Source organism: Stenotrophomonas sp. PUT21, from assembly GCF_052232875.1.
GTDB lineage: Bacteria > Pseudomonadota > Gammaproteobacteria > Xanthomonadales > Xanthomonadaceae > Stenotrophomonas > Stenotrophomonas maltophilia_N.
Map to the genome: position 1 here is coordinate 1,828,662 of NZ_CP197645.1, position 24,606 is coordinate 1,853,267.

Below are 24,606 nucleotides of genomic sequence, written 5' to 3' on the forward strand. Positions count from 1 at the left end.
CCGTCACACCCCATGGAGCTGCCCCCTCGTGAGCCGGCATTGGCCGCCAACGCGCGCGTTAAAAGGACTTTCCAGTCTGCCCCTGCTGCTGTGTAGCGGCCTTGCCCTCGCCCAGACCGTGTCTGAGGGCGCTGCGATCCCTGCATTGGACTGGCAGCAGTCGCAGCAGCGGCTGGAGCAGGTCTCCGATGCCCTGGCAGCGGCGGACGCGTCGGTGCGCAACAAACAGGACCTTCAGGACGCCACCCGCTTGCTGCGGCTGCCGGAGATCACCGGTGAAGTGCGCCGCCTGCAGTTCCAGAAGACGCTGACGCTTCCCCTGGGTTCGCTCGCCCCGGTCGCCGAGGCCTTCGGTATCGACTCCCCGCTGGAGTTCACCGAACGCGACTGGCGTACCCGCCCGGTGGTGACCGCGGTGCTGCCGCTGTATACCGGCGGCCTGATCCCGGCGGCGCAGCAGGCGGCGGCCGGCGCTACCGATCAGGCCAGCGCGGAGCGCGAGTCGCAGCGCCAATCGCTGAGCGTGCAGCTGGCCCAGGCCTATTTCGGTCAGCGCCTCGCCGAGCAGGCGGTGGATGTGCGCCGTGATGTGCGCGATGGCCTGCAGCGCCACCTTGACGATGCGTTGAAACTGGAGCGCGAGGGCTTTGCCACCCGCGCCCAGCGCCTGCAGGCCAACGTGGCCCGCGACAAGGCCGAGCGCGATTACCAGAAGTCGCTCAACGATCTGCAGACCTTGAAGGCAGCGCTGGCCACCCTGCTCCGCAGCGGCGGCGAGGTCCGCCCGGTGTCGCCGCTGTTCGTGCATCGCGCGCCGATTGGCGCGCTGCCCACGTTTGAACGCGAGGCCCAGGCCCGGCAGCCGCAGATCGCCCGCCTGCGCGCCCTGGTGGCGCAGGCCGAACAAGGCGTGCGCGTGCAGCAGGCCAAGCTCAAGCCCACCATCTTCCTGTTCGGCCAGTACGATTTCCGCCGGCGCGACGAAATGCTGACCGATCCCGACTGGGCCTTCGGTATCGGCCTCAAGTACACCTTCCTTTCTCCCAATTCGCGCCCGGCGCAGATCAGTGCCGCCCGCGCGCAGCAGGAGCAGGCCGAAGCCGGGCTGCGCGAAGCGGAGAACCAGGTGACGCTGGGTGTCCGCAAAGCCTGGTACGAACTGGATACTGCGCGCCAGCAGTTCCTGCTGCTGGACAGCAGCATCGAACAGAACCGTGAAAACCTGCGGCTGCAGGAACTGGCGTTCCGCGAAGGCCAGGCGACCTCGTTGGACGTGATCGATGCACGGCTGGGGCTCGGCGGCGCGCAGGTCGAACGCGCACAGGCCGCCTATCAATACGACGTGGCGCTGGCACAGCTGTTGGAGATCAGTGGACAGATGGACCGATATGAAGAATTCCGCCGCCGGGGCGACGAGGTGATCGCGCATGAATGACACATTGCAGGCCGCGGGCGACGCGCCGCCGCCGAAGAAGCGCAAGGCGGGCCTCCTCATTGGTCTGGCCCTGGTGGTCGTGGTGGTGGTCGGCCTGTGGCTGGCCTGGCGCACCCCGGCCGAGCAGCTGCAGGGCATGGCCGACGCCGACACGATCAACGTGGCCGCCAAGATCACGGCCCGGCTGGCCGAACTGAAGGTCCGCGAGGGCGACCGGGTCAAGGCCGGCCAGGTGCTGTTCGTGCTGGACAGCCCGGAAGTGGCCGCCAAGGAAGAACAGGCGCACGGTGCATTGGAAGCGGCCCGTGCGGTGGCCGACAAGGCCGACGAAGGCGCGCGCAGCGAGGACATCCGTGCCGCCCAGGCCAACTGGAAACGCGCCGAGGCGGGTGCGACCCTGGCCGATGCGACGTATCAGCGCGTGCAGAACCTGTTCAACGAAGGCGTGATGACCCGGCAGAAGCGTGATGAAGCACTGGCCCAGGCGCGCAGTTCGCGCGAGCTCTCCAATGCCGCGCGTGCCCAGTACGACCAGGCGCTGGCCGGCGCCCGCGACCAGGACAAGCGCGCGGCGCAGGGCCAGGTCCGCCAGGCACAAGGCGCGGTGGCCGAGGTCAATGCTGCCCGCGATGAGGTCAACGGCCGCGCCCCCGTGGCCGGCGAGATCAACAAGCGCATGTCCGATATCGGTGAACTGGTGCCGGCCGGCTACCCGGTCTTTACCTTGGTCGACATCGACCACATGTGGGTCTCGGTGAATCTGCGCGAGTCGCAGATGCGCGGCCTGAAGGTGGGCAGCCGGCTGCGCGGCAGTGTTCCCGCGCTGGCCCGCGATGCGGAATTCGAGGTGTATTTCATCAATCCGGCGGGCGATTACGCCACCTGGCGCGCCACCCGCCAGTCATCCGGCTATGACGTGCGCAGCTTCGAGATCCGGCTGCGCCCGGTCGCCCGTATCGAAGGTTTCCGACCGGGGATGAGCGTGCTGTTCGCGTGGCCGCAGGGATGAACCGCTCGGTGTGGGCAGGCATGAAGGCCTCGCTCCAACGCGAACTGCGCCACCTGCGGCAGGACCGGGCCGATCTGCTGCTGGTCACCCTGCTGCCGGCGCTGATGCTGGGTGTGATGGCCTGGTTGTTCGCGGCCTCGGTGATGCGTGATATCCCCATCGCCGTGGTCGACCTGGACCGCAGTGCCGAGAGCCGGCAACTGACCCGGATGCTTGATGGCAGCCCCGGGGTGCGCGTCGCCAGCCAGCCGATCAGTCTGGCCGATGCGCAGTCCCAACTGCGGCGGCTGGACGTGTTCGCCGTGGTGCTGGTGCCGCGCGATGCGACCCGCAACACCCTGCGTGGCGAACAGGGCACGGTGTTCGCGTACTACAACGCCACCTATCTCACCACCGGCCAGTCCGCCGTGCGCGACATCGTCGAAGCCGTCGGCGCGTGGAGTGCACGGCTGCTGGGCGAGCGCATCGCCAAGCAGGTGGGTCCGGCCAAGCTGCGCGCGCCGCCGATCGCGGTGCAGTCGGACATCCTGCACAATCCGGCACGCAGCTATGAGCTGTTCCTGCTGCCATTGCTGTTCCCGGCGGTCCTGTCGCTGGGGTTGGCCTTGGCGGTCGCGGCCAGCCTGGGGCGCGAAGTGCGCGACGGCCACCTGCACGATTGGCTCGGCGACGCGCCGTGGTCGGCCATCGCCGGCAAGATCGCGCCCTATGTCGTGCTGTTTTCGGTCTACGGCGCCCTAGGCGTGCTCTACCTTGCCCTGGTCCGTGGCGACGGCATCGCCGGCAGTGCGCTGCTGCTGATGCTGGGCCAGCCACTGTTCTATCTGGCCTGCGCAGCGGTGGCACTGCTGTTTGTCGGGCTCACCCGCGACATGGGCAGCTCGCTCTCCGCGATCGGCCTGAGCATCGGGACCGCCTTGGCATTTTCCGGGGCGACGTTCCCGGTGGTGGATGCGCCATTGTTCACCCGCATCTGGAACGCGCTGCTGCCGCTGACCGCCTACGTCAAACTGCAGACCCAGCAGCAGTTCGTGGGCGCGCCGTGGAGTGTTTCCCTGTGGCCGCTGGGTACCTTGGTGCTGATGGTGCTCGTGGCCGGCGGCATCGGCGGTTGGCGCTTGATCGCTGCCGCGCGGGCTGCCGATCCGGGCGCGCCCGTCGTATCCTCCGGGGCCGGCGCATGAGCCGCTTCGGCAGCAGCCTGCGCCTGACCCTGCGCACGGTCCTCACCGACCGCTATGCGGTGGTGTTGATGGTTGGCGCGGTGGTGCTCTACTCGTTCTTCTACCCGGCCGCCTACCGCCACCAGGTGGCGAGCAACCTGCCCATCGTGGTGGTCGACCACGACCAGAGCGCGACCAGCCGCGAACTGCTGCGGCGCGTGGATGCCCTGCGCACGGTCCGCATCGTCGATCAGCCGGCGAGCATCGACCAGGCCCGCGATGAGATGGAGGCCGGCCGGGCCGAGGGCATCCTGTTGATTCCCGCCAACCTCGAACGCGACATCCTGCGCGGTGGCAATGGCTATCTGGTGCTGATGGGCAACGGCGCCTACCTGGGCCGCGCCAGCTGGGTGCTTGGCGGCGTGGCCGATGCACTGACCGCGTTCGCCCGCGAAGCAGCGGTGTCCCAGGCCGCCTTCATGGGCGCGCCGCAGGCACCGCCGATCACGCTGGTGCAGCGACCACTGTTCAACACGCAGGAAGGCTACGGCAGCGCCATCGTGCCCGGCGTGGCCGAACTGATCGTGCACCAGACCCTGCTCATGGGCATCGGTGTGCTGCTTGGCGCGCGGCGGCTGGCGCTGGGCCGGCGGCTGCGTTTCGACCTGCCGACGCTGGCCGGGATGGCGGTCGGCTTCGGTGCGATCGGCCTGCTCGGCCTGCTTTACTACGCCGGGTTCACCGCGTGGGTGCAGGACTATCCGCGCGGCGGCAATCCGCTCGGGCAGCTGTTGGGCGGCACCCTGTTCATCGCGGCCACGGTGGCGTTCGGGCTGTTCGTCGGCAGCTACTTCGCTACCCGCGAACGGGCATTCCAGGTCGTCATCGCCTGCTCCATCCCCTTGTTCTTCCTCGCCAACCTGTCCTGGCCGGCGGTGACCTCACCGGCCGCGCTGGTCGCACTGGCACATCTGCTGCCCACCACGCCCGGCATCAACCTGATGGTGCGCTTGAACCAGATGGATGCCAGCCTCAGCGAGGTCAGCCACGAACTGTGGACGCTGGTGGCGCTGCTGGTGCTGTACGGCAGCCTCGCCATCTGGCGTCTGGGCCCCCGCAGGTCGAGCTGAGGCGAGGCATCGTGCGCAGCCACCGCACCCGTCAGAGCAGGACCTGACGGGTGCTGCGCAGAAACTGGTGGATCTCGGCTTCCACGGCCTCGTCCAGCATGTAGACCGGCCGCTGGCCGTTGGGACAGCGAAGACTGGGCGTCGTTCCAAACATGCGGCAGATCAAGGGCCGTTCTTCGTAGACCTCGCAGCCTTGCTTCCCCAGGTAGGGGCAGCTCAGGTCCGCCAGTGCCGCAGCGTGCTCGGCATCGCTTTTGACCGGCAGGCGCGCCACCTCTTCGCTTGATGCGGTGACGGGGCCGCAACAATCCGTGCACCCTACGATGCAACGAAACGTCGGGATCTGCTCGCGCAGCCGCTGTATCGCGTCGCGGTTCGTATAGGGCATTGCGAAGGGCCTCGGCGGGGGCAGCGGCAGGCTATTTTACGCTCTTGGCCCCAGGGGCGGCAGAGCCCCGGCAGCGGTGTCAACGGACAGGCAAGGCCCCTTCCCTTGTCGTTGACACCCACAGGCACACGATGCCCGCACCCCCTTTTCCTGCATTCCCATGAACCGTTCTACTGCTGTATCTACTGGTCGCACCGTACTGGTTGTCGAAGACGAGGTTGAGCTTTCCCGGCTGTTCATCGAAGTACTGCAGGACGCAGGACATACGGTGGTCACCGCCGATTCCGTGACGGATGCGCTGAGCGCCCTCACCGGCCAGCGCTTCGATGCGGCCATCCTCGACGTGGAACTCCGGGATGGACCGGTGTTTCCCGTTGCGGACCGATTGGCCGCGCTGGGCACGCCCTTCCTGTTCGCCTCCGCGGTCTACTACCAGGTGGTGCCGCGTGAGCATCAACAGGTGCCGTTCGTGACCAAGCCCTTCGATATCAGGCTGTTGCAGCAACGGGTGGCGGAAGCGCTGACCACGCAGGACCCGTCATCGGGTCGAGTACAGGCATCCATCCACTGAGCGGGGCGACGGGTCGGCCGCTGCGCAATGAGCGCGACCGCCGCCCCCCCACCCCGCTGCGCTTGCGGCGCCGAATGCAGCACCCGCCTGCCGCCGCAGACCCGCGCGGGTGATGTCTTCACAGCGTCGCCTGCGCCTGCAGCGTGAACACCCAGCTGTCCGGCCGGCTCTCGTACGCACCGGGGCGCGCCACGTATTGCACGGCGGGCCGCAGGATCAGCCACGGGGTCACCTGCACGCCGTAATTGAGCTCAACGAACTGTTCGTTGCTCTGCACGTCCTTGCCGGTAATGCGCTGGTACTGCGCCAGGCGGTCGGAGATGTCCAAGCGGGTCCAGGCCAGACTCAGCACGTCGTCTTCTCGCGAGGCCACCACGCCGCGCCAACTCAGCCCGGCTTCCCACGAGTAACGCATCAGGCCGGTCTTGGCATCCGCGCGTGTCGCCACCCCGAATACCGACAGCCCGCGTACGGTGTCGCCCTCGGGCTTGAGCACGCGCTGCGCCAGCTGGAGGTACGAGCCGCTGCGATGGGAAGCGCGCGGTGCGGCTGGATTGCCGATGTCGTCGGCGTTGGAGGTGTCCAGGTAATAGCCGACCTTGTAGGTGCCGCCGTAGTGCTCGCCGGTGTTGCCGTGGCTGTAGCCTACTTCCACGGGCAGGAACAGGCCGGTCTTGCCGCGGTCCGATACCCGGAAGCCGCTGCCCGCCTGCTTGCGCATCGGAACGACATCGTAGATGCCGGTCTGCGCGTACCAGCCGGAGGGATCGGCCCATTTCACCCGCAGGCCCCACTGCCCGGTCGGGTTGTCCAGCCAGCCGGAACTGTAGATCGGGCCCAGCGGATGGCCGCACTGGCCATTGTTGTTGAAATTGCAGGTGTAGGGCAGACCGCCGAAGTCGTTGCCCATCGAGTAGAAACCGCCCTTCAGGCTCAAGCGCTTGTCCAGCAGCCAGCGCTCGTAGGAGAGCTCGTTGAAGCGCAGGTTCTGGCCTTGCCCGTAGAAGGCCTGGTTCTGTACGTAGGAGCCGGTCGAGCGGTCGTTGACCGCGTTGCCGAAGCGGTCGGAGAACACCACGCGCATCGTGCCGTCAACGCCGAAGGCCTTGCCGGTGTCGATCATGGCGCCGACATCGACGTGCTCGGCGGTGGACCAGCCGGTGCCCTTGTACCCATCACTGTTGACGCCCGTGGCGACCACGACGCGGGCGCTCGGGGTCACGCCGCGGTCCTGCAGCCATATCCGGGCCGCCCAGTCCGCGCTCAGCGGGGTCTGGGCGATGGTGTCCACCGGTTTAGGCTTGGGCGCGTCGGCATCGGCGGCCAAGGCCGGCAGGCTGGCGGCGAACGCCATCAGCCCGAGGCTGATCAGATAAGGGGTGTGCTTCATGTCGAGGCCCTCCGCAGCCTGCGTTTCTTCCAGGCGTGTCGCACCATCAGGATCACCACGACAAACGCCGCAAGCCCGAGGATGAGCAGCGGCAGCCACAGGCGTGCGATCTTGGCCAGCAACGGCTTCTCACCGCCGTCGCGGATCAGCGCAACCTGCGCTTCCGTGACCTGATCGCCGGGGCCGAAGCTGGTCCGTACATACGTCGCGACGGCCGCGATGTCGGCATCGCTCAACGCCTGGACGTACGAGCCCTCGGAGAAATGCGGCATCACCACGTGCTGGCCATCCACGTCGCGGTCGATGCCGCCGATGATGGTGGCCACCAGGTTCTGGGGACGGGTCATGCCGACGGTGCTGTTGTGCACCAGCGACGGGTAGTAGCCGTCCTTGCTGCCCTCCCCTTGCGGGCCGTGACAGCTTGCGCACAGGCCGGAGTACAGCACCGCGCCGGAGGTGATCGGCGCGCCCGTGCCGCGCACCGGTTGCTCACCCGGCGCCTGGGCGGAATCGCCCCAGGCAAACGCGGCGCGGGTGGCGGCCTTGTCGGCCACCGCAGGCACCGTGCGCAGGTAGGTCACGATCGCGCTGATGTCTTCATCGCGCAGCTTGGAGAGGCTGTTGGTCACCGCCTCGGCCATGCCGCCGCCCGCCTGCCCCTTGCCTTCCACCCGGCCGGTCTTCAGGTAGCGGGCCAGTTCGTCATCGGTCCAGCCACCGATCCCGCTGATCGGGTGCGAGGTGATATTGGGCGCATACCAGTCACCCAGCGAGCCGCCGGCAAAGGCGTTGCCGCCCACCTCCTGCATCATCAGCCCGCGCGGCGTGTGGCAGCTGGAGCAGTGCGCCAGGCCTTCGACCAGATACGCGCCGCGGTTCCACTGCGCACTCTGCGCCGGATCCGGCTTGAAGGGGGTCTTGTCCAGGAACAGCAGATTCCACACCGCCATGGACGAGCGGACGCTGAAGGGGAATGGCAGCTCGGTCGTATGCGCTTCCTCGTCGACCGGCGCGACCGCCTGCATGAAGTAGACATACAACGCGTGGATGTCCTCGTCGGTCATCTTCGCGTACGAGGTGTAGGGCATCGCCGGGTACAGGTGCGCACCGTCCTTGCGTACGCCCTCGCGCACCGCCTTGGCGAAGTCCCCCTCGGTGTAGTTGCCGATGCCATGGCTCTTGGAGGGGGTGATGTTGCTGGCCCAGATCTCGCCCAGCGGCGAGGCGATCGCGTAGCCGCCCGCATACGGCTTGCCCTGCTTTGGGCTGGTGTGGCATGCCACACAGTCGGCGGCCACCGACAGGTAGCGGCCCCGCTCGATGGTGTCGTCGGCACGCACGGTCTGGCTGGCGCCGGCCAGCAGGCCCAATGCGATGAGCAGGAAGGTCTTCATGCCGCACGCTCGATCGCATCGGCTGCGCGCAGCGCCAAGGCGGCCATGGTCAGGGTGCTGTTGACGACGCTGGCCGAGACCATCGCGCTGCCGCCGGGAAGCCAGAGGTTCGGGTGGTCATGCGCGCGGCAATCGCCGTCGACCACGGAATCGCGCGGATCGGCGCCCATGATGGTCGAGCCCATGATGTGGTTGTTGGCGTTGAGCGCCGTAGTGATCGCGAACTCTTCGGCATTGAAGAGCTTGCCGATGTGCCGCAGCTGCTCGCAGGACTTGTCGTAGCCCTTGCGTGCGTAATCACCCAGCGAGTAATGGATGTCCGGGCAGGCCAGCCCATGACCATCGACGCGGGTCTTGGAGAGCGTCAGGCGGTTGCTCGGATCCGGCAGCGGTTCCAGGCTGATCGACAGGTCCACCCCGTAGATCGCGCGGCGTCGGATCTCTGCGTCCAGCGCCTCACCGGCCAGCCCCATCTTCAGTGCCTGGTCGGTGGCGATGGCCACCCGGCTGATGTTGTTGAGGATGATCTTGGTCGCCGAGTATTCCGAGCGGAACGCGCCATCACGCGGGCCGACCATGCAGCTGGACTGTGCCGGCCCACGGCCCAGCCAGATCGGGCGGTCCGCAATGAAGGAGCAGTGGAAGCCGGAGTGGTCCAGCATGTTGCGGCCGACCTGGTCGGACGAATTGGCGATGCCGTTCGGGTTCTGTTCGTTGGCCGCCAGCAGCAGCAGGCGCGGCGTTTCCAGCGCATTGCAGGCGATCACGAAACTGCGGCCGGTGGCCTTGTGGCTGACCTTGTCGCTGTCATACCAGTGGATGGCGGTCACCCGGTTCTGCGGGTCGGTATCGATCCTGTACGCGACCGATTCGGCCAACACCTTGGCGCCCAGTGCCTCGGCGGCCTGGACGGTATGCACACCGTTATACATGGCTCCGATCGGGCAGATCGGCTGGCAGTTGTTGTTGCCGCAACAGGCAGGCCGGTCATTCCACGGCTTGATCATCCGCCCCTGCGGAATCGGCACCAGGTTGTAGCCGTGTGGATTGACCACCTCGGCGAACACCTTGTCGCCGTTGCCCCACGGAATCATGTCGGCCAGGTAGGGCTTGGATCGCTCCGAGGGACTCTGCTGCGCCGGGTCGTTCGGCCCGGACACGCCCATGGCTTCCTCGGCGCGGCAGTAGTAAGGCTCGATATCCTCATAGCTGATCGGCCAATCGCGGCCAACGCCGTAGGCGGACTGCATCTTGAAATCCACCGGGAGGTGGCGCCAGCACGAGGCCGCCCAGTGCCAGGTGGTGCCCCCCACGGCCTTGATGAAGCCCTGGTGGAAGCTGCTGGCATCGGGCCCGGTCAGGCCGACGTAATCGTTGGCGGGAAAGTACAGCGGGGCCGTCGCGAATTTCGACTGCGGGAACGGCCCTTGGAAATCGCTGCCGATGCGTCGTTCGAAACTGACGTTGCGCCAGTTCTCGACCACATCCGAGCGGTTCAGGCGGGGGCCGGCCTCGAGGACCAGGACCGATTTGCCAGCGCGCACCAGCTGGTGGGCGATCAATGCACCGACGACGCCCGAGCCGACGATCACGACGTCGGCATCGACGTCGCCATCACGGAAAACCGGAGCTTTCATGAGAGGGATTCCAGATCAGTAACAGGGAAAAGAGAACCGCGCAGGCTTATGCGTGGGCTCGAATCGGGGCCGGCGGCGCAGCGGTCCACCAGGCGGGGCCGCCCTGGACATAGGTCGGCGGTGAGAGGCCGTCGTCCACGCAGCGCTGCATCAGCGCATCGCGGTAGGAGACGGTCACGGCGTGGACGCCCTTGCCCACGGTGCCGGTGTACCAAGCGGTGATGATGGCCAGCGCGGCGGGTTTGGCATCGCCGGCGGCATCGACCAGCGCCTGTGCGCCGCTTACCTGGCCCGCCAAAACGACGAGGGCCGGGAACTGGGCATGCAGGTCGGGCTGAAGGGTGGCGAATGCTTTTTCGATCCGATCCGCGGTGGCGGGATCCAGATCATTCTTGCCGGTCAGGGCGCGGGACAGATCGAGGAAGGCCGGATCGGCTTTGGCGACAGGAGCAGCCGCGGGCTCGGTCGTTCTCGGCGCTGCCTTGTCGCGGCAGGCCGCGAGCAGCGACACCGAACCGACCGCAAGCAGGAAGCCTCTCCGTGTGAGGCCTTGCCCCCGTCGATTGTCGTCCAATCCCTCGGGAATACTCATGATGTCAACTCTGCTCCGTAACACGCGTAACACGCCGGCTCCCCGCCCGCAGACCACGGCACGGCTAAGCATCGACGGCTGCAAGGGTACTCCATGCGGCTGTCGTCAAAGAGTGATCAACGAGGTGATCACGCATCAGCAACAGCCACGGCGTTACAAAGCCGCATTCGTATCACTCCCGGAGAATCGCCATGCGAACCGTGTTGCTCATCGCCCTTGCGGCGATGGCAGTATCTGCCTGCAGCCAGGCCGAGCACCCCGATCAGGGCAAGCACGCCGATACGATCGAGCAGCCTGCCGCGACGCCTGCCACGAGTGATGCGTCGCGCAATGTGCCGGGGGGTGGCAGTGGAACGGCCGCCGCCGAGGAACAAGACTCCGGGCATGGCACCGAGACCTCGCCAGCGCCGAAACGCGAATCGCCGCCGAAGCCGTGATCCCTCATGACGCCACTTGATAAACCCGTGCGACGGGAAGTCCAGATCGGCGAGGAGGCCTATACGCTGACCATCGACCCAGCGGGACTGAAGCTGGTGCCGAAGGGAAAACGCAACGGCCTCACCTTGAAGTGGACGGAGCTGGTGAATGGTGACGCCGCGCTGGCGACTGCACTGCAGGCCTCACTCAAAGCCGACTGACGTCGACCGACCACGTTGGCAGCGCGCTCCGGCTCAGGACCGGCTGGCGCCCCCGACACCCCACTGGCGCAATGCGGCCCCCTTCAGAGACTGTTCGCCGCACCCGGTGGGGCAGCGCAGCAGGCGCGCTGCCGACGTGCTGACGAATCCGTCCCCTTCCCGCGCACGAATACGATCTCGCAGGAGAGGCACCGCGCCACCATCGAATACAGATGCACGATGCGGCCGCTGCTCGGGTCCTGCAGCGCGCTCACATCCAGCAGCTCGAAGTGGCAACTGTCCGGTAACGGGCGCCGGGGAAGCGGATGGGACACAGAGGTCTGCAGGCTCACGGGGAAGGCCATTGATGGGGTGAAAGCAACTCTATGGGGCGCGATGTGGAGCGGATGTGGAGCCAGCGGGCACCGCTGAGCACCAAATCGCAGGATCAGGGACAATAGCGGCCCACCGTATGCCCCGGCCTGCTGGCGGATGCCCCCTTCAGGCGGCCATCGCGCGGCGGACCCTGCCCGTCATCCTGCCGCTTTCCCGGATTTGAATTGAATACCACCGCCCTGCCCCTTGCCGACGACGACCTGCCCCTGACCGACCGCCTGCGCACCGCGCTGGACCTGCTGGAGGCCATCGAAGCCGACCGCAGCGTGCTCGATACGCTGCCGGAGGCTGACCGCGTCCGCCTGCACCAGGTGGTGGCCAAGGTCTACCACCCGGAACCCAAGGCCCGCCGGGCGAAATTGAAGCAGCAGGCCAAGGCGCGCCACCAGGAGAAGGTGGCCAAGGCCGAGGCGCTGCTGGAGCAGACCGGCATCCGGGCCCTGCGCCGCAAGCCGGTGTTCAGCACCCCGAACTATTTCCCGCCGCACGCCGCCGGCCTGCATGACGCCTCCAACGGTGAGAATGCCGCCGCCGCGCCGGAGCCGGTGCATTCGCCGGAACTGCGCCACTGCTATGTCTGCAAGCAGAAGTTCACCCAGCTGCATCATTTCTATGACCAGATGTGCCCGGCCTGTGCCGAGCTGAACTTCTTCAAGCGCACCGAGACCGCGGATCTGACCGGGCGCGTCGCGCTGCTGACCGGTGGCCGGGTCAAGATCGGCTACCAGGCCGGCCTGAAGCTTCTGCGCGCCGGCGCCGAGTTGATCGTGACCACGCGCTTCCCGCGCGATTCGGCCGCACGTTACGCCGAAGAGCCGGATTTCGCCGAGTGGGGCCATCGCCTGCAGGTGTACGGCCTGGACCTGCGCCACACCCCCAGCGTGGAGGCCTTCTGCAACGAGTTGCTGGCCACCCGCCCGCGCCTGGACTTCATCATCAACAACGCCTGCCAGACCGTACGCCGCCCGCCGCAGTTCTATGCGCACATGATGGCCGGCGAAACCGCGCCGCTGCAGGACGTGCCGGACACGCTGCGCAAGCTGATCGGCGATTACGAAGGCCTGCGCAGTGCCGAACTGCTCGGCACCACCGCCTCGGCCGCGCTGCCGGTGGTCCAGGGGCGCGACTTCAATGCCGCCAACGGGCTGACCCGTGCCGCCGAGCTGTCGCAGGTGCCGTTGCTGGACGATGAGCTGGTGGCCCAGCAGCATCTGTTCCCGGAAGGCCGCCTGGACCAGGACCTGCAGCAGGTCGATCTGCGCGGGCGCAACTCCTGGCGCATGCTGATGGCCGAAGTGCCCTCGGTGGAGCTGCTGGAAACCCAGCTGGTCAACGCCATCGCGCCGTTCATCATCAATGCGCGCCTGAAGCCGCTGATGCTGCGCACGCCGGAGCGCGACAAGCACATCGTCAACGTCTCGGCGATGGAGGGGCAGTTCTACCGCAACTTCAAGACCACCCGCCACCCGCATACCAACATGGCCAAGGCGGCGCTGAACATGATGACGCGCACCTCGGCGGCCGATTACCAGAACGACGGCATCCACATGAACAGCGTGGACACCGGCTGGGTGACCGACGAGGACCCGGCGGATATCGCGGCCAAGAAGGTAAAGGAAGAGCGCTTCCACCCGCCGCTGGATATCGTCGACGGCGCCGCCCGCATCGTCGATCCGATCATCCACGGCATCAACACCGGCGAGCACGTCTGGGGCCAGTTCCTCAAGGATTACGCGCCGACCGACTGGTAAGCGCATCCAGGTGCGCGTTTCATCCGTATAGCTTGGAATGAGTCCCCCCACCTCACAACGCGACGAACGCAGCGCGGTCCTCAGTGCCATGCAGCTCGATGGACTGGCGTCCCTGCCTGCGCTGGATCGGCTCACCGCGCTTGCCGGCTACACCTTCGATGCTCCGGTCGCATTCGTATCGATCCTCGGGGATGTGCAGCAGCGCTTCCTGTCCCGGATCGGCCTGCCCATGGCGCAGACCGACATCCGCGCCTCGATCTGCGCCCACGCCGTCACCTCCGACGGCGTGCTGGTGGTCCCGGATCTCCGCCAGGACCCCCGTTTCCGCGACAACCCGCTGGTCACGCACAGCCCGCACCTGCGCTTCTACGCAGGCGCACCGCTGGTGGCCAGAAACGGGGTCGCCATCGGGGCCCTGTGCGTCATGGACACACGCCCGCGCACGTTCGATGCGGGTGACCAGGATCAACTCACCACCTTGGCCGAGCTGGTGATCGCCCAGCTGGAGCTGCGCGCGATGTCCGGTCGGCTGGATCCGGTCAGCGGCCTGCCAAGCCGGCACCAGTTCCATGCGGATCTGCCCGGCATCCTCGCGCGGTGCGCCGAAGGAACGGCCTACGCCGTTGCGGTGGACATCCTCGACATCCCGCGCGCGAACCAGGTCGGCCAGGTGCTGGGCCTGCGTCCGCTCGAGGCCTTGATCCGGCGCGCCGGTGTGCGCCTTCGTGCCGCACTGGATGGCGTGGCAGCGGTGTACCACGTGGGCGTGACGCGGTTTGCCTTCGTCGTCGATATGCCGGCCGCGGCACAGGTCGAGGCGCTGATCCTGGAGTTGAGAACGCGCATGTTGCGTCCGCTGATGGCCGCGGCGGTCCCGATGTCACCGCGCTTCCACGCCGGCATCTGCGCGGTCGATCCCGGCCAAACAGACAGCCACGACCTGCTGCGGCGGCTGCTGGTCAGCATGCACGGTGCGTTCGACGCCCGGCAGCCGTTCTGCTGGTACTCCCAACAGCGCGACGAAAAGATGCACCGCGCCTACCGCCTGGCCTCCGATGCCGAACGCGGGCTGCAGGCCGGCGACTTCCATCTGGAGTATCAACCGCGCTTTACCCTCCACGGCGGGCGCCCGGTATCGGCCGAAGCCTTGATCCGCTGGACCCACCCTACCCTCGGCGCGATCAGCCCGGGAGAGTTCATTCCGGTATTCGAACGGACGGCGCTGATGGATGAGGTGACCGACTGGGTGCTGGACAAGGCCCTGGACCAGGTCAGGGACTGGCGTGCGCTGGGGTGCACCATCCCGGTCTCGCTCAATCTCTCCAGCAGCTACCTGTCCGGCGCAACGGCCTGGGAGCAGATCCGCGGCAAGCTGGAGCACCGGTCACTGCCGTTCTCGATGATCGAGATCGAGATCACCGAAGGCGAATGGCTGCGCCCGGGCTCGCCCGCCATCGCGCATATCACCGCGATGAGCCAGGCCGGCATCAAGGTCGCGATCGATGATTTCGGCAGTGGCTACAGCAACTTCAGTTACCTGTCCGATCTGCCCATCCACACCGTGAAGCTGGACAAGTCATTGATCGATGGCGTCGCCACGAATGCGCGGGCGCGCGCCAAGGTCTCGGCGATCCATCATCTGGCTCACGAACTTGGCTATCTCACCGTGGCCGAAGGCGTCGAGCAGCCCGAGCAGCTGGACGCACTGGCGGACCTGGGCGTGGACGAAGTTCAAGGCTATCTGCTTGCCCGCCCCATGCTCCCGGCACTGCTGATGCGGGTATTCGGACAACCCGAGCCTCACGGCCAGCCCAGCGCGGCCGCATAGGCCGGATCGCCCTCAGAGTTTGAAGACCTGCTGCAGTTTGCGGGCGAACCAGCCACTGAACACCAGCGGGGCATCCAGCGCGGAAACGCAGATGCAGGCGATGCCTGGCGTGGTGACCGGCTGATGCTCCACGTCGCTGTCCAGGTCGGCCACGTCACCGGGCGCGAAGTGCCCCAGCGCGTCGTCGTAGGCCCCCCGCAGGATCTGGGTCAGCTCGCTGTTGCCATGGCTGTGCATGGGCAGGCATTTGCCAGGGGCGATCTTCAGCATGATCAGCGACGGCAGCGCCGGTGCGCGGATGCAGTGCACCCCCGGCGCCATCCACCGCCATTTCAGCGCCCGGTAGGACGTCCCGAAATGTGGCGCAAGCGCGGACGGCAGTCGATCTGGGTCATGCGCGCCTGTGCAGCCACGCTCCATGGCTTCCCGCACCACCGGCGGCGAGGCCGGTGCGTCGAGCCTGCCGAGCATGGCCTGGCGCAGCGCTGCCTGGCGCTGTTCCTCGGCGGGTGGCGCCAACTGCTGCTCAAGCAACAGCCCGCCCAGGCGCTCGGCCGAACGCAGCTGCTCGCGGCACTGGGCGCACACTTCCAGGTGCGCGGCAGCGACCACGGACATTTCCGGCGCCAGGGTGCTGGTCGCGAACCCCAGCACGGTGGCCGGATCCAGATGGTGGCGAGGATTCACCGCGGCTCTCCCATCAACGACTGCAGCTGAAGGAAGGCCCGCCGGATGTGCGATTTGACCGTGCCCAGCGGCATGTTCAACTCCTCGGCGATCTCCGCATGGGTCTTGGCTTCGAAATAGGACATCCGGATCAACCGTGCCTGGGTGGCGGACAGTTCATCCAGCCGTTGCTTGAGCCGGACATGCTCGGTGTGCAGCTCGGCCAGGGAGCCGCGCCCGTCGTCCTGATCGGCGGCCTGCTCGACCACCTCATGGGCATGCACCCAGATGTGCTCGCGCCGCACCCGGTCGATATGCAGGTTGCGGGCGACGCGGTACAGCCAGGTGCCCAGGCCGCTCCGCGCCGGGTCGTAAAGATCGGCCCGGTTCCACAGCTTGAGCAGGACTTCCTGGGCCAGGTCCTCCGCCACCCCATCGGGCGCCCCCAGGCCGTTGATATACCGGCACAGCCGCGGCATGAAGTGGTCGTAGATACGCATGAAACACTCACGATCCCGCGCGCCGGCCACCGCTGCCACGTCCGCAGCCCAAGTCTTCAGCTCGGTGGTGTTCTGGGCGGGTACGGCAATCATCCGGGCAGCCTCGAAAGGCGTCATCCCTGCAGCAGACGGGTCGACGTCCATCGTAGGCCACTTCCGGGCGATCGGCGAGTTGGGGTTCATGCACGCTTGTACGGGCAGCGGCGCGCTTTGGATGCAGTGCCTGCCTGCCTGACCCGCTCCCGCGGCCGGGCCCACGGCGCCACTGCCTGCGCACCGGCTGCTGATATAGTCGGCCGAGCATGGCGGGCACGGTGCCCGCCCACGAATCGCAGGGAGTGGGTCATGGGTCTTCGTCAGGCAGTGGCAGGGGCAGTCGGTGGCGTTCTGGCCGACCAGTGGAAGGACTTCTACACCGTGCCGGCAGGCCTGCCCTCCACGGCAGCGCTGTTCGCGGCGGTGCCGCGTGGCACCAATGCCGGGCGCGGCTCCAACACCAGCGCTTCCTCCAACATCATCACCAACGGCTCGAAGATCGTCGTGCCCGAGGGGTACGGCCTGCTGCTGTTCCAGGACGGCGCGATCACCGGTTTCGTCGCCGAGCCGGGTGGCTATGAGTGGCGCTCGGACGACACCAACTCACAGTCGATCTTCGCCGGTGACGGCTTCGTCAGCCCGCTGATCAAGCAGAGCTGGGAGCGCTTCAAGTTCGGTGGCCAGCCGGGCTCGCAGCAGGCGGCGTTCTTCGTCTCGCTGAAGGAGCTGCCGGACAACCGCTTCGGTACCCAGTCCGAAATCTACTGGGACGATGGCTTCCTCGGCACGCAGGTCGGCGCGGTCACGCGCGGCTCCTACACGCTGAAGATCGTCGATCCGATCCTGTTCGTGAAGAATTTCGTGCCGGCCAGCTACCTGCAGCCGGGTCAGGTGTTCGATTTCACAGACTTGGACAACGCCGCTGCCAGCCAGCTGTTCAATGAAGTGGTCGGCTCGCTGGCCCCGGCCTTCAGCCTGTATACGAACGATCCCGGCAAGGGCAACCGCATCACCAAGCTGCAGCAGGATTCGCTGGGCTTTGCGCAGAGCCTGTCCGCCGCCGTCGAACAGGGTTACCAGTGGAAGTCCGATCGCGGCCTGGCCATCGTCAAGACAGCCATCGTCTCCATCGAGTACGACGCCAACACCCGTGAGCTGCTCAAGACGGTCCAGCGCGCCGATGCGTTGGCGGGCTCGCGTGGCAACTCCAACCTGCAGGCCAGCGTGGCCCAGGGCATCCAGTCGGCCGGCGAGAACGGCGGGGCTGCGGGCCTGGTCGGCGTCGGCATGGCCTCGGGGATGCTGGGTGTCGGCGGCATGCAGCAGCCGGTCGCCCCGGCGGCGGACGACCCGGTCGCCAAGCTGACGAAGGCCAAGGAAATGCTGGATCTCGGCCTGATCACCCAGGACGACTACGACAAGCTCAAGGCCAAGGCGCTGGGGCTGTAAGACACCGAGCGCACCGACACCATGTCCGACCCCAAGAGTCCACCGCCGATCCCGGCGGTCCCGCCGCCGTTGCCGCCTTCCCCGGCGGCGCCGGTCACCGGCCCGGGTTCGCCCCGGGACGTGCCCCCGCTGCCGGGCAGTTTCCCGGTGGACCCGGCCACCCTGCCCCAGCCCATCCGCGATGAAGTGCTCGCGCCCGATCCGGTCGCGCTGGATACCGCCGCGGCCGAGCTCAAGGACGGCGTCAACCGCTGCCCGAACTGTGGGTCCAGCGATGTCCGGCTCAAGCTCGGCACCGATGTGCTGGTCTGCCAGTTCTGCCGTCACGAATGGCACGGCGACCGGGTCGAGGAAGCGTTCGGGTTCGGCGAAGGAATCGGCGAGCTTCGCGGCACCGTGGTCGCGTCCGGTGCGCGCGACATCGACGCCGACACCGCCAGCCTGATGAGCTTCAAGTGCACCGGCTGCGGTGCCGAGGTCACCATCAACACCGAAAGCACCATGACCGCCCGCTGTCACTGGTGCCGCCATGTGTTCGGGGTCAACGAGCAGGTTGCCAATGGCGCGGTGCCCGATGCGGTGCTGCCGTTCCGGATCAGCAAGGACGACGCGGTCGCGCGGATCCGGCAGTTCGTGGACAAGCGGCGCCTGTTCGCGCTGAAGGCCTTCAAGGATCAGTTCACACCGGAAAACGTCACCGGCGTCTACCTGCCCTATATGATCGTGGACAGCAACGTCAGCGCCAGCGTCTCCGGCAAGGGCGAAATCCAGACGCGGCAGTACACGCGCGGCACCGAAAAGAACAAGCAGACCTACTACGACGCCGACGTCTACCAGGTGGATCGCCAGGTGGATTTCACCGTGGACGACCTGACCCTGGAGTCATCGGCCGAGCGCGGCAATCTGGACACCCAGAGCAACACCAACAACATCATCAACGCGATCCTCCCGTTCGACACCAAGAATGCGCTGAAGTGGAACGCCTCCTATCTGGCCGGCTTCACGTCGGAAAAGCGCAATCTCGATGTGGAGAAACTGCGCCCGCGGCTGGAGGATCAGCTGCTGTCGATCGCCCGCGCCCAGGTGGAAGGTTCGGTGCGCCGCTACGATCGTGGCGTGCGCTGGGAGCGTGAGCGCGTGGATGTGCATGGCACCCGCTGGGTGTCGATGTACCTGCCGGTGTGGCTGTACTCGTATCACCAGCCGGGCCGCAACGGCGGCATGCTGCACTACATCGCGGTGAATGGCCGCACCGGTGAAACCATGGGCAGCGTGCCGGTGCAGCAGTGGAAGCTGCTGCTGGCCGCGCTCACCACCGGCACGATCATTGAAGCCCTCGTTCTCTTCTTCCTGGTAGCTGCCTCATGAGCGATGACAGTGGACTCTGGCTGCTTGCGGCCGGCCCGGCCGGTGCGACGGCGCTGTACTGGGCGCTGTACCGGTATTACCGCAATACCGACAAATCCCACGCGTTCGAACGTGATACCGCGATCGAGGCCAAGCCGGTCACCGGCTCGGACCGCAAGGTCGACACCGTGACGGGCACGCAGGAGCGGCGTATCCGCGGTGACAACGTGAGTGCGTACAGGACACGGGTGCAACGCGACAGCAGTTGAGCGCAGCGGCGGTATCATGGTGCGTCAGTTTTCGAAGGACGCACCATGCGCACGCTCTATCCAGCGATCACCCCGTTCCGCACCCATCAGGTGCCCGTGGACGACCTGCACACCCTGTTCGTGGAAGAGTGCGGCACGCCAGAAGGTATCCCGGTGGTGTTCCTGCATGGCGGCCCGGGTGCAGGCGTGTCGCCGGTGCACCGCCGCTTCTTCGATCCATCACGTTATCGCATCGTGCTGATCGACCAGCGCGGCAGCGGCCGCTCCACGCCGTTCGGTGAGCTGCGTGACAACACGACGCAGCACCTGATCGCCGACGTGGAGAGCATCCGCGAACGGCTCGGTATCGAGCGTTGGCTGGTGTTCGGCGGCTCGTGGGGCTCCACGCTGGCGCTCGCCTATGCGCAGGCACATCCGGAACGCGCGACCGGCATCATCGTCCGTGGTGTCTATCTCGGTCGCGCCGAAGAGAACCGCTGGTTCGCCGAGGCCGACGGGGGTGCGCGCTGGGTGTTCCCGGAGCGCTGGGCCAACTACGAGGCGCATATCCCCGAAGACGAACGCGGCGACATGATCGCGGCGTACTGGCGCCGCCTGGACAGCCCGGACCAGGCGACCCGCATCGCCGCGGCGCAGGCCTGGCTGGGGTGGGAAGATCATGCCGCCACGCTGGTGCACGATGTCGATGCGGTCTCCGCTGATGATCCGCTGCACACCCTGGCCAAGGCGCGCATCGAGGCGCACTATTTCCGCCACCATGCCTTCCTCGATCACGGGCAGCTGCTGCGCGATATCGACCGCATCCGGCATCTGCCGGGCGTGATCGTGCAAGGCCGCTACGACATCATCTGCCCGGCGCGCAGTGCGTGGGACCTGGCCTGTGCCTGGCCCGAGGCCTCGCTGCAGATGGTGCTGTCCGGCCACAGTGCAACGGAACCCGCCACGGCAGATGCGCTGGTACGCGCGACGGATGCGTTCGCAGACCGTCAGTAAGGAGGCGTCGTGGATTCGATCTATCTGGTGGTGGCGCTGGGCGCCATCGTGGCGGGCTTTGTGCAGGGGCTCTCCGGTTTCGCCTTCGGGCTGGTGGCCCTCTCGTTCTGGGCGTGGGTGCTGGACCCCAAGCTCGCGGCCACGCTCTCGGTGTTCGGTGCCCTCACCGGCCAGCTGCTGGCGGCCTTCACTGTGCGCCGCGGCTTCAACCTGACGACCCTGCTGCCTTTCGTGCTGGGCGGGTTGGCCGGGATTCCATTGGGCGTGTACCTGCTGCCCATGCTCGACATGAACTGGCTCAAGGCGATCCTGGGCACCCTGCTGGTGCTGTGGTGCCCGGCCATGCTGCTGTCCCGCCAGCTGCCGCGGGTCACGGCGGGCGGGCGCGCGGCGGACGGCGTGGTCGGGTTTGCCGGCGGCATCATGGGTGGGCTGGGCGGCTTCACCGGCACACTGCCGACGCTGTGGTGCACCCTGCGCGGCTACGAGCGCGACGTGCAGCGCTCCATCGTGCAGAACTTCAACCTGTCGATGCTGCTGGTGACCATGGGCACCTATATCGGCACCGGCATCGTCACCCGCGAGATGCTGCCGATGTTCGCCATCGTCGCGCCGGCCATGTTGATCCCGACCCTGCTCGGTACCCGCGTGTACATCGGCATCAGTGATCTGCGCTTCCGCCAGATCGTGCTGAGCCTGCTCACGGTGTCCGGAATCGCGCTGCTGGCCTCTTCGTTGCCGGCACTGCTGGGCTGGCGCTGAGGCGAGCCGGTTACAGCGGCAGACGGTTGCCGACGACGTTGACCCCGCGTTCGGCAGCATGCCGCCAGCACGGATGTCCAAAACGCGACGAGCACCGCCCAATTCGCGAGAGACGGGGCATCACCTCCGGCCTACGCTAGGCGTCCTGTTTCCGCCCCAGGCGCGTCCGCTGCGCAGCCCGCGTGCCTGGGCGTTCCCTGCTCCCGATCGTGCCCCCATGACCACTGAAACCGCTGCCCCACCCGTCATTCCCACCGAGCCGCTCACCCCCACCCCCAACCAGGGCTTTGCGATCCGCATCGTTGGTGCCGCTGCCTTCGCGCACTTGCTCAACGACATGATCCAGGCGGTGCTGCCGGCGGTGTACCCGATGTTCAAGAGCGAGTTCTCGCTCACCTTCGGCCAGATCGGCATCATCGGCCTGGTGTACCAGGTCACGGCCTCGCTGCTGCAGCCGTGGGTGGGCATGTACACCGACAAGCGACCGCTGCCGTATCTGCTGCCGTCGGGCATGATCGCCACCTTCGTCGGCATCGCGCTGATGGCGATGGCGACAAGCTACGAAATGCTGCTGATCGCTGCGGCCATCGTCGGCATCGGCTCGGCCACCTTCCATCCGGAAGCCTCGCGCGTGGCGCGGATGGCCTCCGGCGGCCGCTTCGGCACCGCGCAGTCCACCTTCCAGGTCGGTGGCAATACCGGCTCGGCGATCGGGCCGCTGCTGGCCGCCGTGATCGTGATTCCGCACGGGCAGCGTGCCATCGCATGGTTCATGCTGGCGGCTGCGTTGGCCATCACCGTGCTGTTCCGCCTCACCGGCTGGACCGTGCAGCACGGCCAGGCCAAGATGAAGAGCCTGGCCAAGAGTCACGGTGTCGGCTTGAGCCGCGGCAAGGTGATCCAGGCCATCGCGGTGATCGCGGTGCTGATGTTCGCCAAGTTCGTCTACATCGCCTCGTTCACCAACTACTTCACCTTCTACCTGATCGAGCGCTTCGGGCTGAGCGTCCAGCAGAGCCAGATGTACCTCTTCATCTTCCTGGCTTCGGTCGCGCTGGGCACCTTCATCGGCGGCCCGGTCGGCGACCGGATCGGACGCAAGGCGGTGATCTGGATTTCCTTCCTCGGCGTCGCACCGTTCGCGCTCGCCCTGCCCTATGCAAACCTGATGGGCACCGCAGTGCTGGCGGTGGCGGTCGGGCTGGTGATGTCCTCGGCCTTCGCGGCGCTGGTGGTGTACGCGCAGGAAGCGGTGCCGGGGCGCGTGGGCATGGTGTCGGGCCTGATGTTCGGTTTGATGTTCGGCATCGGCGGCATCGGCGCGGCCGGACTGGGCAAGCTGGCCGACGTGCACGGCATCGTGTGGGTCTACCACTTCACCTCGTACCTGCCGCTGCTGGGCCTGGCAACGGCGTTCCTGCCGAAGACGAAGATGCACTGAGGCATCCGCCTCAGTGGAAGAACTGACTCGGCAGCTGCCCGAAGCGTTTCTTGAACATCGCGGTGAAGGCGCTCGGACTGGCATAGCCCAGCGAGAGCGCCACGTCGATGACCTTCTCACCGTGCGCCAGCTGCTCCAGGGCACGCAGCAGGCGCGCCTGCTGACGCCACTGCCCGAAGGTCATGCCCAGTTCGCGTGCGCACAGGCGTTGGATGGTTTTGACGTCCACGCCCAAGCGGCTTGCCCAGTCCTGCAGGGTGGAGGGATCGTCCGGCGTGGATTCCAGCTGCCGGCCGATGGCCCGCAACCGCGGGTCGGTCGGCTGCGGCAGATGCAGTGGCAGCACCGGCAACAGCTGCAGTTCGTCCAGGATCAACTGCATCAGCCGCCCATCGCGCGAGTCCGCCTGATAGGGCGGCGGAACGTCCATCGCCGCGTGGATCAACGCGGCCAGCAGGGGCGTGACCGAGACCGTCGAGGCGCTCACCGGGGGCTGGGCGATCGCCTGCGGCAGGATGTACAGGCTGCGCATGCCGACCGCGCCGATGCAGCTGACCTTGTGGCCCATGCCCGCCGGAATCCAGATCGCACGGGTACTGGGCACCACCCAGCGCCCGGCCCCGGCCTGGACCACCAGCACGCCGGATTCGGCATAGACCAGTTGATGGCGGTCCGGATGGTGGTGCAGCGCGATGATCGTGCCGGCCGGATACTCGCGCGCCCGGCAGAACACCGGCGTCTCCGGGCCGGCCGGCAGCCGCTTGCCCTCGCCGACGCCCGGGGCGATGTCCTTTCTCCGATATGGCACGGCAATACCCTCGCAAACGACCTGCCGAACGACTCTACCGCGTCCGGGGTGTTTTCGATATCGGTCGCTAAGGCTATCGCGGCTTGGGCGGCGCCACGACCTCGATCCAGGTCGGCGCATGGTCGCTGGGTTTTTCCAGCGCCCGCACCCAGCGGTCCACTCCCGCGGCTTTCAGCCGGGGCGCGAGCACGGGATTGAGCAGCAGGTGGTCGATCCGCAGCCCCCGGTCACGGGCGAAGTGCTCACGAAAGTAGTCCCAGAACGTGAAGATCTGCGCATCGCCATGCACGGCGCGCAGGCTGTCGGTCCAGCCCTGATCGAGCAGCGCCTGGTAGGCCTCACGCACCTCGGGCTGCAGCAGCGCGTCCTTGCGCCACGATTTGGGGTCGTAGATGTCCGCATCCGTGGGCACGACGTTGAAGTCGCCGATCAACGCAACCGGGTGCGGCAGCGCGACCAGGCTTTTCGCGTGCCGATGCAGGCGTTGCATCCACTTGAGCTTGTAATCGAACTTGGGCCCCGGCTGCGGATTGCCGTTGGGCAGGTACAGGCCGCCCACGATCACACCATGCGCCGCCGCTTCCAGGTAGCGGCTCTGATCGTCTTTGGGGTCCCAAGGCAACCCGCGCCGGCTTTCGATCGGGTCCTGCCCGCGGGCCAGCAGCGCAACGCCATTCCACGAACGCTGCCCCTGCCAGATACAGCCGTACCCGGCGTCGCGGATCGCCGCTTCCGGGAACGCCTCCTGGGTGGCCTTGAGCTCCTGCAGTGCCACGATATCCGGCTGTTCGCGCTGCAGCCATGCGAGCAGATGCGGCAGCCGGGTCAGTACCCCATTGACGTTGAAGGTCGCGATTTTCAGGCGCTTTCTGGCGGGCATGGTGCGTGCCTGGTGGCGGCGGTGTCTGCCAGCGAGCATTGCCCTGTATCGATCAACCGGCCGCGAATGCCGGGCGAGTGTGGCGTGACGATGGCGGTGCGTTGATCATGCATTGACCCGCGCCGCGGCACAGTAAGCGCTGGTTCCAGACTGG

23 protein-coding genes and 2 pseudogenes are annotated in these 24,606 nt (G+C 67.0%); 15 read left to right on the forward strand and 10 right to left on the reverse strand.

Annotation, left to right across the window (positions count from 1 at the left end; genetic code table 11):
• Nucleotides 1-82: 82 nt before the first annotated feature.
• Genes ACTT2I_RS08525 through ACTT2I_RS08540 form a run of 4 tightly spaced genes read left to right on the forward strand, consistent with a single transcriptional unit; the run spans nucleotide 83 to nucleotide 4,737 of the window.
• Nucleotides 83-1,435 (forward strand): TolC family protein, encoded by a 1,353-nt coding sequence (locus ACTT2I_RS08525; RefSeq protein WP_421099999.1) that lies wholly within the window; start codon nucleotides 83-85, stop codon nucleotides 1,433-1,435.
• Nucleotides 1,428-2,444, forward strand: coding sequence for an HlyD family secretion protein (locus ACTT2I_RS08530; RefSeq protein WP_293979585.1), 1,017 nt, complete (start codon nucleotides 1,428-1,430; stop codon nucleotides 2,442-2,444). Before ACTT2I_RS08525 ends, ACTT2I_RS08530 begins: the two co-directional genes overlap by 8 nt.
• Nucleotides 2,441-3,628 carry an ABC transporter permease gene (locus tag ACTT2I_RS08535; protein WP_421099956.1) on the forward strand — a complete coding sequence of 396 codons (1,188 nt, stop codon included), beginning with the start codon at nucleotides 2,441-2,443 and terminating at the stop codon, nucleotides 3,626-3,628. Before ACTT2I_RS08530 ends, ACTT2I_RS08535 begins: the two co-directional genes overlap by 4 nt.
• On the forward strand, nucleotides 3,625-4,737 hold the full coding sequence (locus ACTT2I_RS08540) for an ABC transporter permease (protein ID WP_421099955.1): 1,113 nt from the start codon (nucleotides 3,625-3,627) through the stop codon (nucleotides 4,735-4,737). Before ACTT2I_RS08535 ends, ACTT2I_RS08540 begins: the two co-directional genes overlap by 4 nt.
• Nucleotides 4,738-4,768: 31 nt before the next feature.
• Here the strand turns inward: ACTT2I_RS08540 and ACTT2I_RS08545 are convergent, their stop codons facing one another.
• On the reverse strand, nucleotides 4,769-5,125 hold the full coding sequence (locus tag ACTT2I_RS08545; protein WP_088434299.1) for a YkgJ family cysteine cluster protein: 357 nt from the start codon (nucleotides 5,123-5,125) through the stop codon (nucleotides 4,769-4,771).
• 160 nt (nucleotides 5,126-5,285) lie between these two features.
• Between ACTT2I_RS08545 and ACTT2I_RS08550 the strand changes: the two genes are divergently transcribed.
• A complete protein-coding gene (locus ACTT2I_RS08550; protein WP_421099954.1) occupies nucleotides 5,286-5,696 on the forward strand; it encodes a response regulator in 411 nt (136 codons plus the stop codon).
• 118 nt (nucleotides 5,697-5,814) lie between these two features.
• Here the strand turns inward: ACTT2I_RS08550 and ACTT2I_RS08555 are convergent, their stop codons facing one another.
• Genes ACTT2I_RS08555 through ACTT2I_RS08570 form a run of 4 tightly spaced genes read right to left on the reverse strand, consistent with a single transcriptional unit; the run spans nucleotide 5,815 to nucleotide 10,709 of the window.
• Entirely contained in the window at nucleotides 5,815-7,086 is a 1,272-nt protein-coding gene (locus tag ACTT2I_RS08555) for a carbohydrate porin (protein WP_421099953.1), read from the reverse strand.
• On the reverse strand, nucleotides 7,083-8,480 hold the full coding sequence (locus tag ACTT2I_RS08560; RefSeq protein WP_421099952.1) for a c-type cytochrome: 1,398 nt from the start codon (nucleotides 8,478-8,480) through the stop codon (nucleotides 7,083-7,085). The genes ACTT2I_RS08555 and ACTT2I_RS08560 overlap by 4 nt, the downstream gene beginning before the upstream one ends.
• Nucleotides 8,477-10,117: a GMC family oxidoreductase gene (locus ACTT2I_RS08565; protein WP_421099951.1), complete on the reverse strand. Its 1,641-nt coding sequence runs from the start codon at nucleotides 10,115-10,117 to the stop codon at nucleotides 8,477-8,479. Before ACTT2I_RS08565 ends, ACTT2I_RS08560 begins: the two co-directional genes overlap by 4 nt.
• Before the next feature lie 46 nt (nucleotides 10,118-10,163).
• On the reverse strand, nucleotides 10,164-10,709 hold the full coding sequence (locus tag ACTT2I_RS08570) for a sugar dehydrogenase complex small subunit (protein WP_421099950.1): 546 nt from the start codon (nucleotides 10,707-10,709) through the stop codon (nucleotides 10,164-10,166).
• A gap of 191 nt (nucleotides 10,710-10,900) precedes the next feature.
• Here ACTT2I_RS08570 and ACTT2I_RS08575 point away from each other — a divergent pair, with 191 nt between their 5' ends.
• Together ACTT2I_RS08575 and ACTT2I_RS08580 are read left to right on the forward strand one after the other, a co-directional pair.
• Nucleotides 10,901-11,146, forward strand: a complete 246-nt coding sequence (locus ACTT2I_RS08575; protein ID WP_421099949.1) for a hypothetical protein — start codon at nucleotides 10,901-10,903, stop codon at nucleotides 11,144-11,146.
• 6 nt (nucleotides 11,147-11,152) lie between these two features.
• Nucleotides 11,153-11,347 (forward strand): hypothetical protein, encoded by a 195-nt coding sequence (locus ACTT2I_RS08580; RefSeq protein WP_088434292.1) that lies wholly within the window; start codon nucleotides 11,153-11,155, stop codon nucleotides 11,345-11,347.
• Between the two features lie 33 nt (nucleotides 11,348-11,380).
• Here the strand turns inward: ACTT2I_RS08580 and ACTT2I_RS08585 are convergent.
• Nucleotides 11,381-11,691: pseudogene (locus tag ACTT2I_RS08585) on the reverse strand (hypothetical protein).
• A gap of 195 nt (nucleotides 11,692-11,886) precedes the next feature.
• On the opposite strand from ACTT2I_RS08585, the gene ACTT2I_RS08590 reads away from it, so the two are divergent.
• Both ACTT2I_RS08590 and ACTT2I_RS08595 read left to right on the forward strand, forming a co-directional pair.
• Nucleotides 11,887-13,473 carry an SDR family NAD(P)-dependent oxidoreductase gene (locus ACTT2I_RS08590; protein WP_293979606.1) on the forward strand — a complete coding sequence of 529 codons (1,587 nt, stop codon included), beginning with the start codon at nucleotides 11,887-11,889 and terminating at the stop codon, nucleotides 13,471-13,473.
• 37 nt (nucleotides 13,474-13,510) lie between these two features.
• Nucleotides 13,511-15,301 (forward strand): EAL domain-containing protein, encoded by a 1,791-nt coding sequence (locus tag ACTT2I_RS08595; protein WP_421099948.1) that lies wholly within the window; start codon nucleotides 13,511-13,513, stop codon nucleotides 15,299-15,301.
• Nucleotides 15,302-15,313: 12 nt separating this feature from the next.
• Here ACTT2I_RS08595 and ACTT2I_RS08600 read toward each other — a convergent pair whose 3' ends face one another.
• Both ACTT2I_RS08600 and ACTT2I_RS08605 read right to left on the reverse strand, forming a co-directional pair.
• Nucleotides 15,314-15,988, reverse strand: coding sequence for a ChrR family anti-sigma-E factor (locus tag ACTT2I_RS08600; RefSeq protein WP_421099947.1), 675 nt, complete (start codon nucleotides 15,986-15,988; stop codon nucleotides 15,314-15,316).
• Complete coding sequence (locus ACTT2I_RS08605; RefSeq protein ID WP_421099946.1) at nucleotides 15,985-16,611, reverse strand: sigma-70 family RNA polymerase sigma factor; 627 nt, start codon at nucleotides 16,609-16,611, stop codon at nucleotides 15,985-15,987. The genes ACTT2I_RS08600 and ACTT2I_RS08605 overlap by 4 nt, the downstream gene beginning before the upstream one ends.
• Nucleotides 16,612-16,812: 201 nt before the next feature.
• Here ACTT2I_RS08605 and ACTT2I_RS08610 point away from each other — a divergent pair, with 201 nt between their 5' ends.
• From ACTT2I_RS08610 to ACTT2I_RS08635, 6 genes are all read left to right on the forward strand, one after another.
• Nucleotides 16,813-17,952 (forward strand): SPFH domain-containing protein, encoded by a 1,140-nt coding sequence (locus tag ACTT2I_RS08610; protein ID WP_421099945.1) that lies wholly within the window; start codon nucleotides 16,813-16,815, stop codon nucleotides 17,950-17,952.
• Nucleotides 17,953-17,973: 21 nt separating this feature from the next.
• Nucleotides 17,974-19,320 carry a TFIIB-type zinc ribbon-containing protein gene (locus tag ACTT2I_RS08615; protein WP_421099944.1) on the forward strand — a complete coding sequence of 449 codons (1,347 nt, stop codon included), beginning with the start codon at nucleotides 17,974-17,976 and terminating at the stop codon, nucleotides 19,318-19,320.
• Nucleotides 19,317-19,568 carry a hypothetical protein gene (locus tag ACTT2I_RS08620; RefSeq protein ID WP_088434285.1) on the forward strand — a complete coding sequence of 84 codons (252 nt, stop codon included), beginning with the start codon at nucleotides 19,317-19,319 and terminating at the stop codon, nucleotides 19,566-19,568. The genes ACTT2I_RS08615 and ACTT2I_RS08620 overlap by 4 nt, the downstream gene beginning before the upstream one ends.
• A gap of 45 nt (nucleotides 19,569-19,613) precedes the next feature.
• Nucleotides 19,614-20,561, forward strand: coding sequence for a prolyl aminopeptidase (gene pip / locus ACTT2I_RS08625; protein WP_421099943.1), 948 nt, complete (start codon nucleotides 19,614-19,616; stop codon nucleotides 20,559-20,561).
• A gap of 9 nt (nucleotides 20,562-20,570) precedes the next feature.
• Nucleotides 20,571-21,323 (forward strand): sulfite exporter TauE/SafE family protein, encoded by a 753-nt coding sequence (locus ACTT2I_RS08630; RefSeq protein WP_293981466.1) that lies wholly within the window; start codon nucleotides 20,571-20,573, stop codon nucleotides 21,321-21,323.
• Between the two features lie 217 nt (nucleotides 21,324-21,540).
• Nucleotides 21,541-22,764: an MFS transporter gene (locus ACTT2I_RS08635; RefSeq protein ID WP_421099942.1), complete on the forward strand. Its 1,224-nt coding sequence runs from the start codon at nucleotides 21,541-21,543 to the stop codon at nucleotides 22,762-22,764.
• Between the two features lie 10 nt (nucleotides 22,765-22,774).
• Here the strand turns inward: ACTT2I_RS08635 and ACTT2I_RS08640 are convergent, their stop codons facing one another.
• Nucleotides 22,775-23,572, reverse strand: a complete 798-nt coding sequence (locus ACTT2I_RS08640) for an AraC family transcriptional regulator (RefSeq protein ID WP_421099941.1) — start codon at nucleotides 23,570-23,572, stop codon at nucleotides 22,775-22,777.
• A gap of 88 nt (nucleotides 23,573-23,660) precedes the next feature.
• Nucleotides 23,661-24,452: pseudogene (xth, locus tag ACTT2I_RS08645) on the reverse strand (exodeoxyribonuclease III); the annotation flags it as partial.
• Between the last annotated feature and the right edge of the window lie 154 nt (nucleotides 24,453-24,606).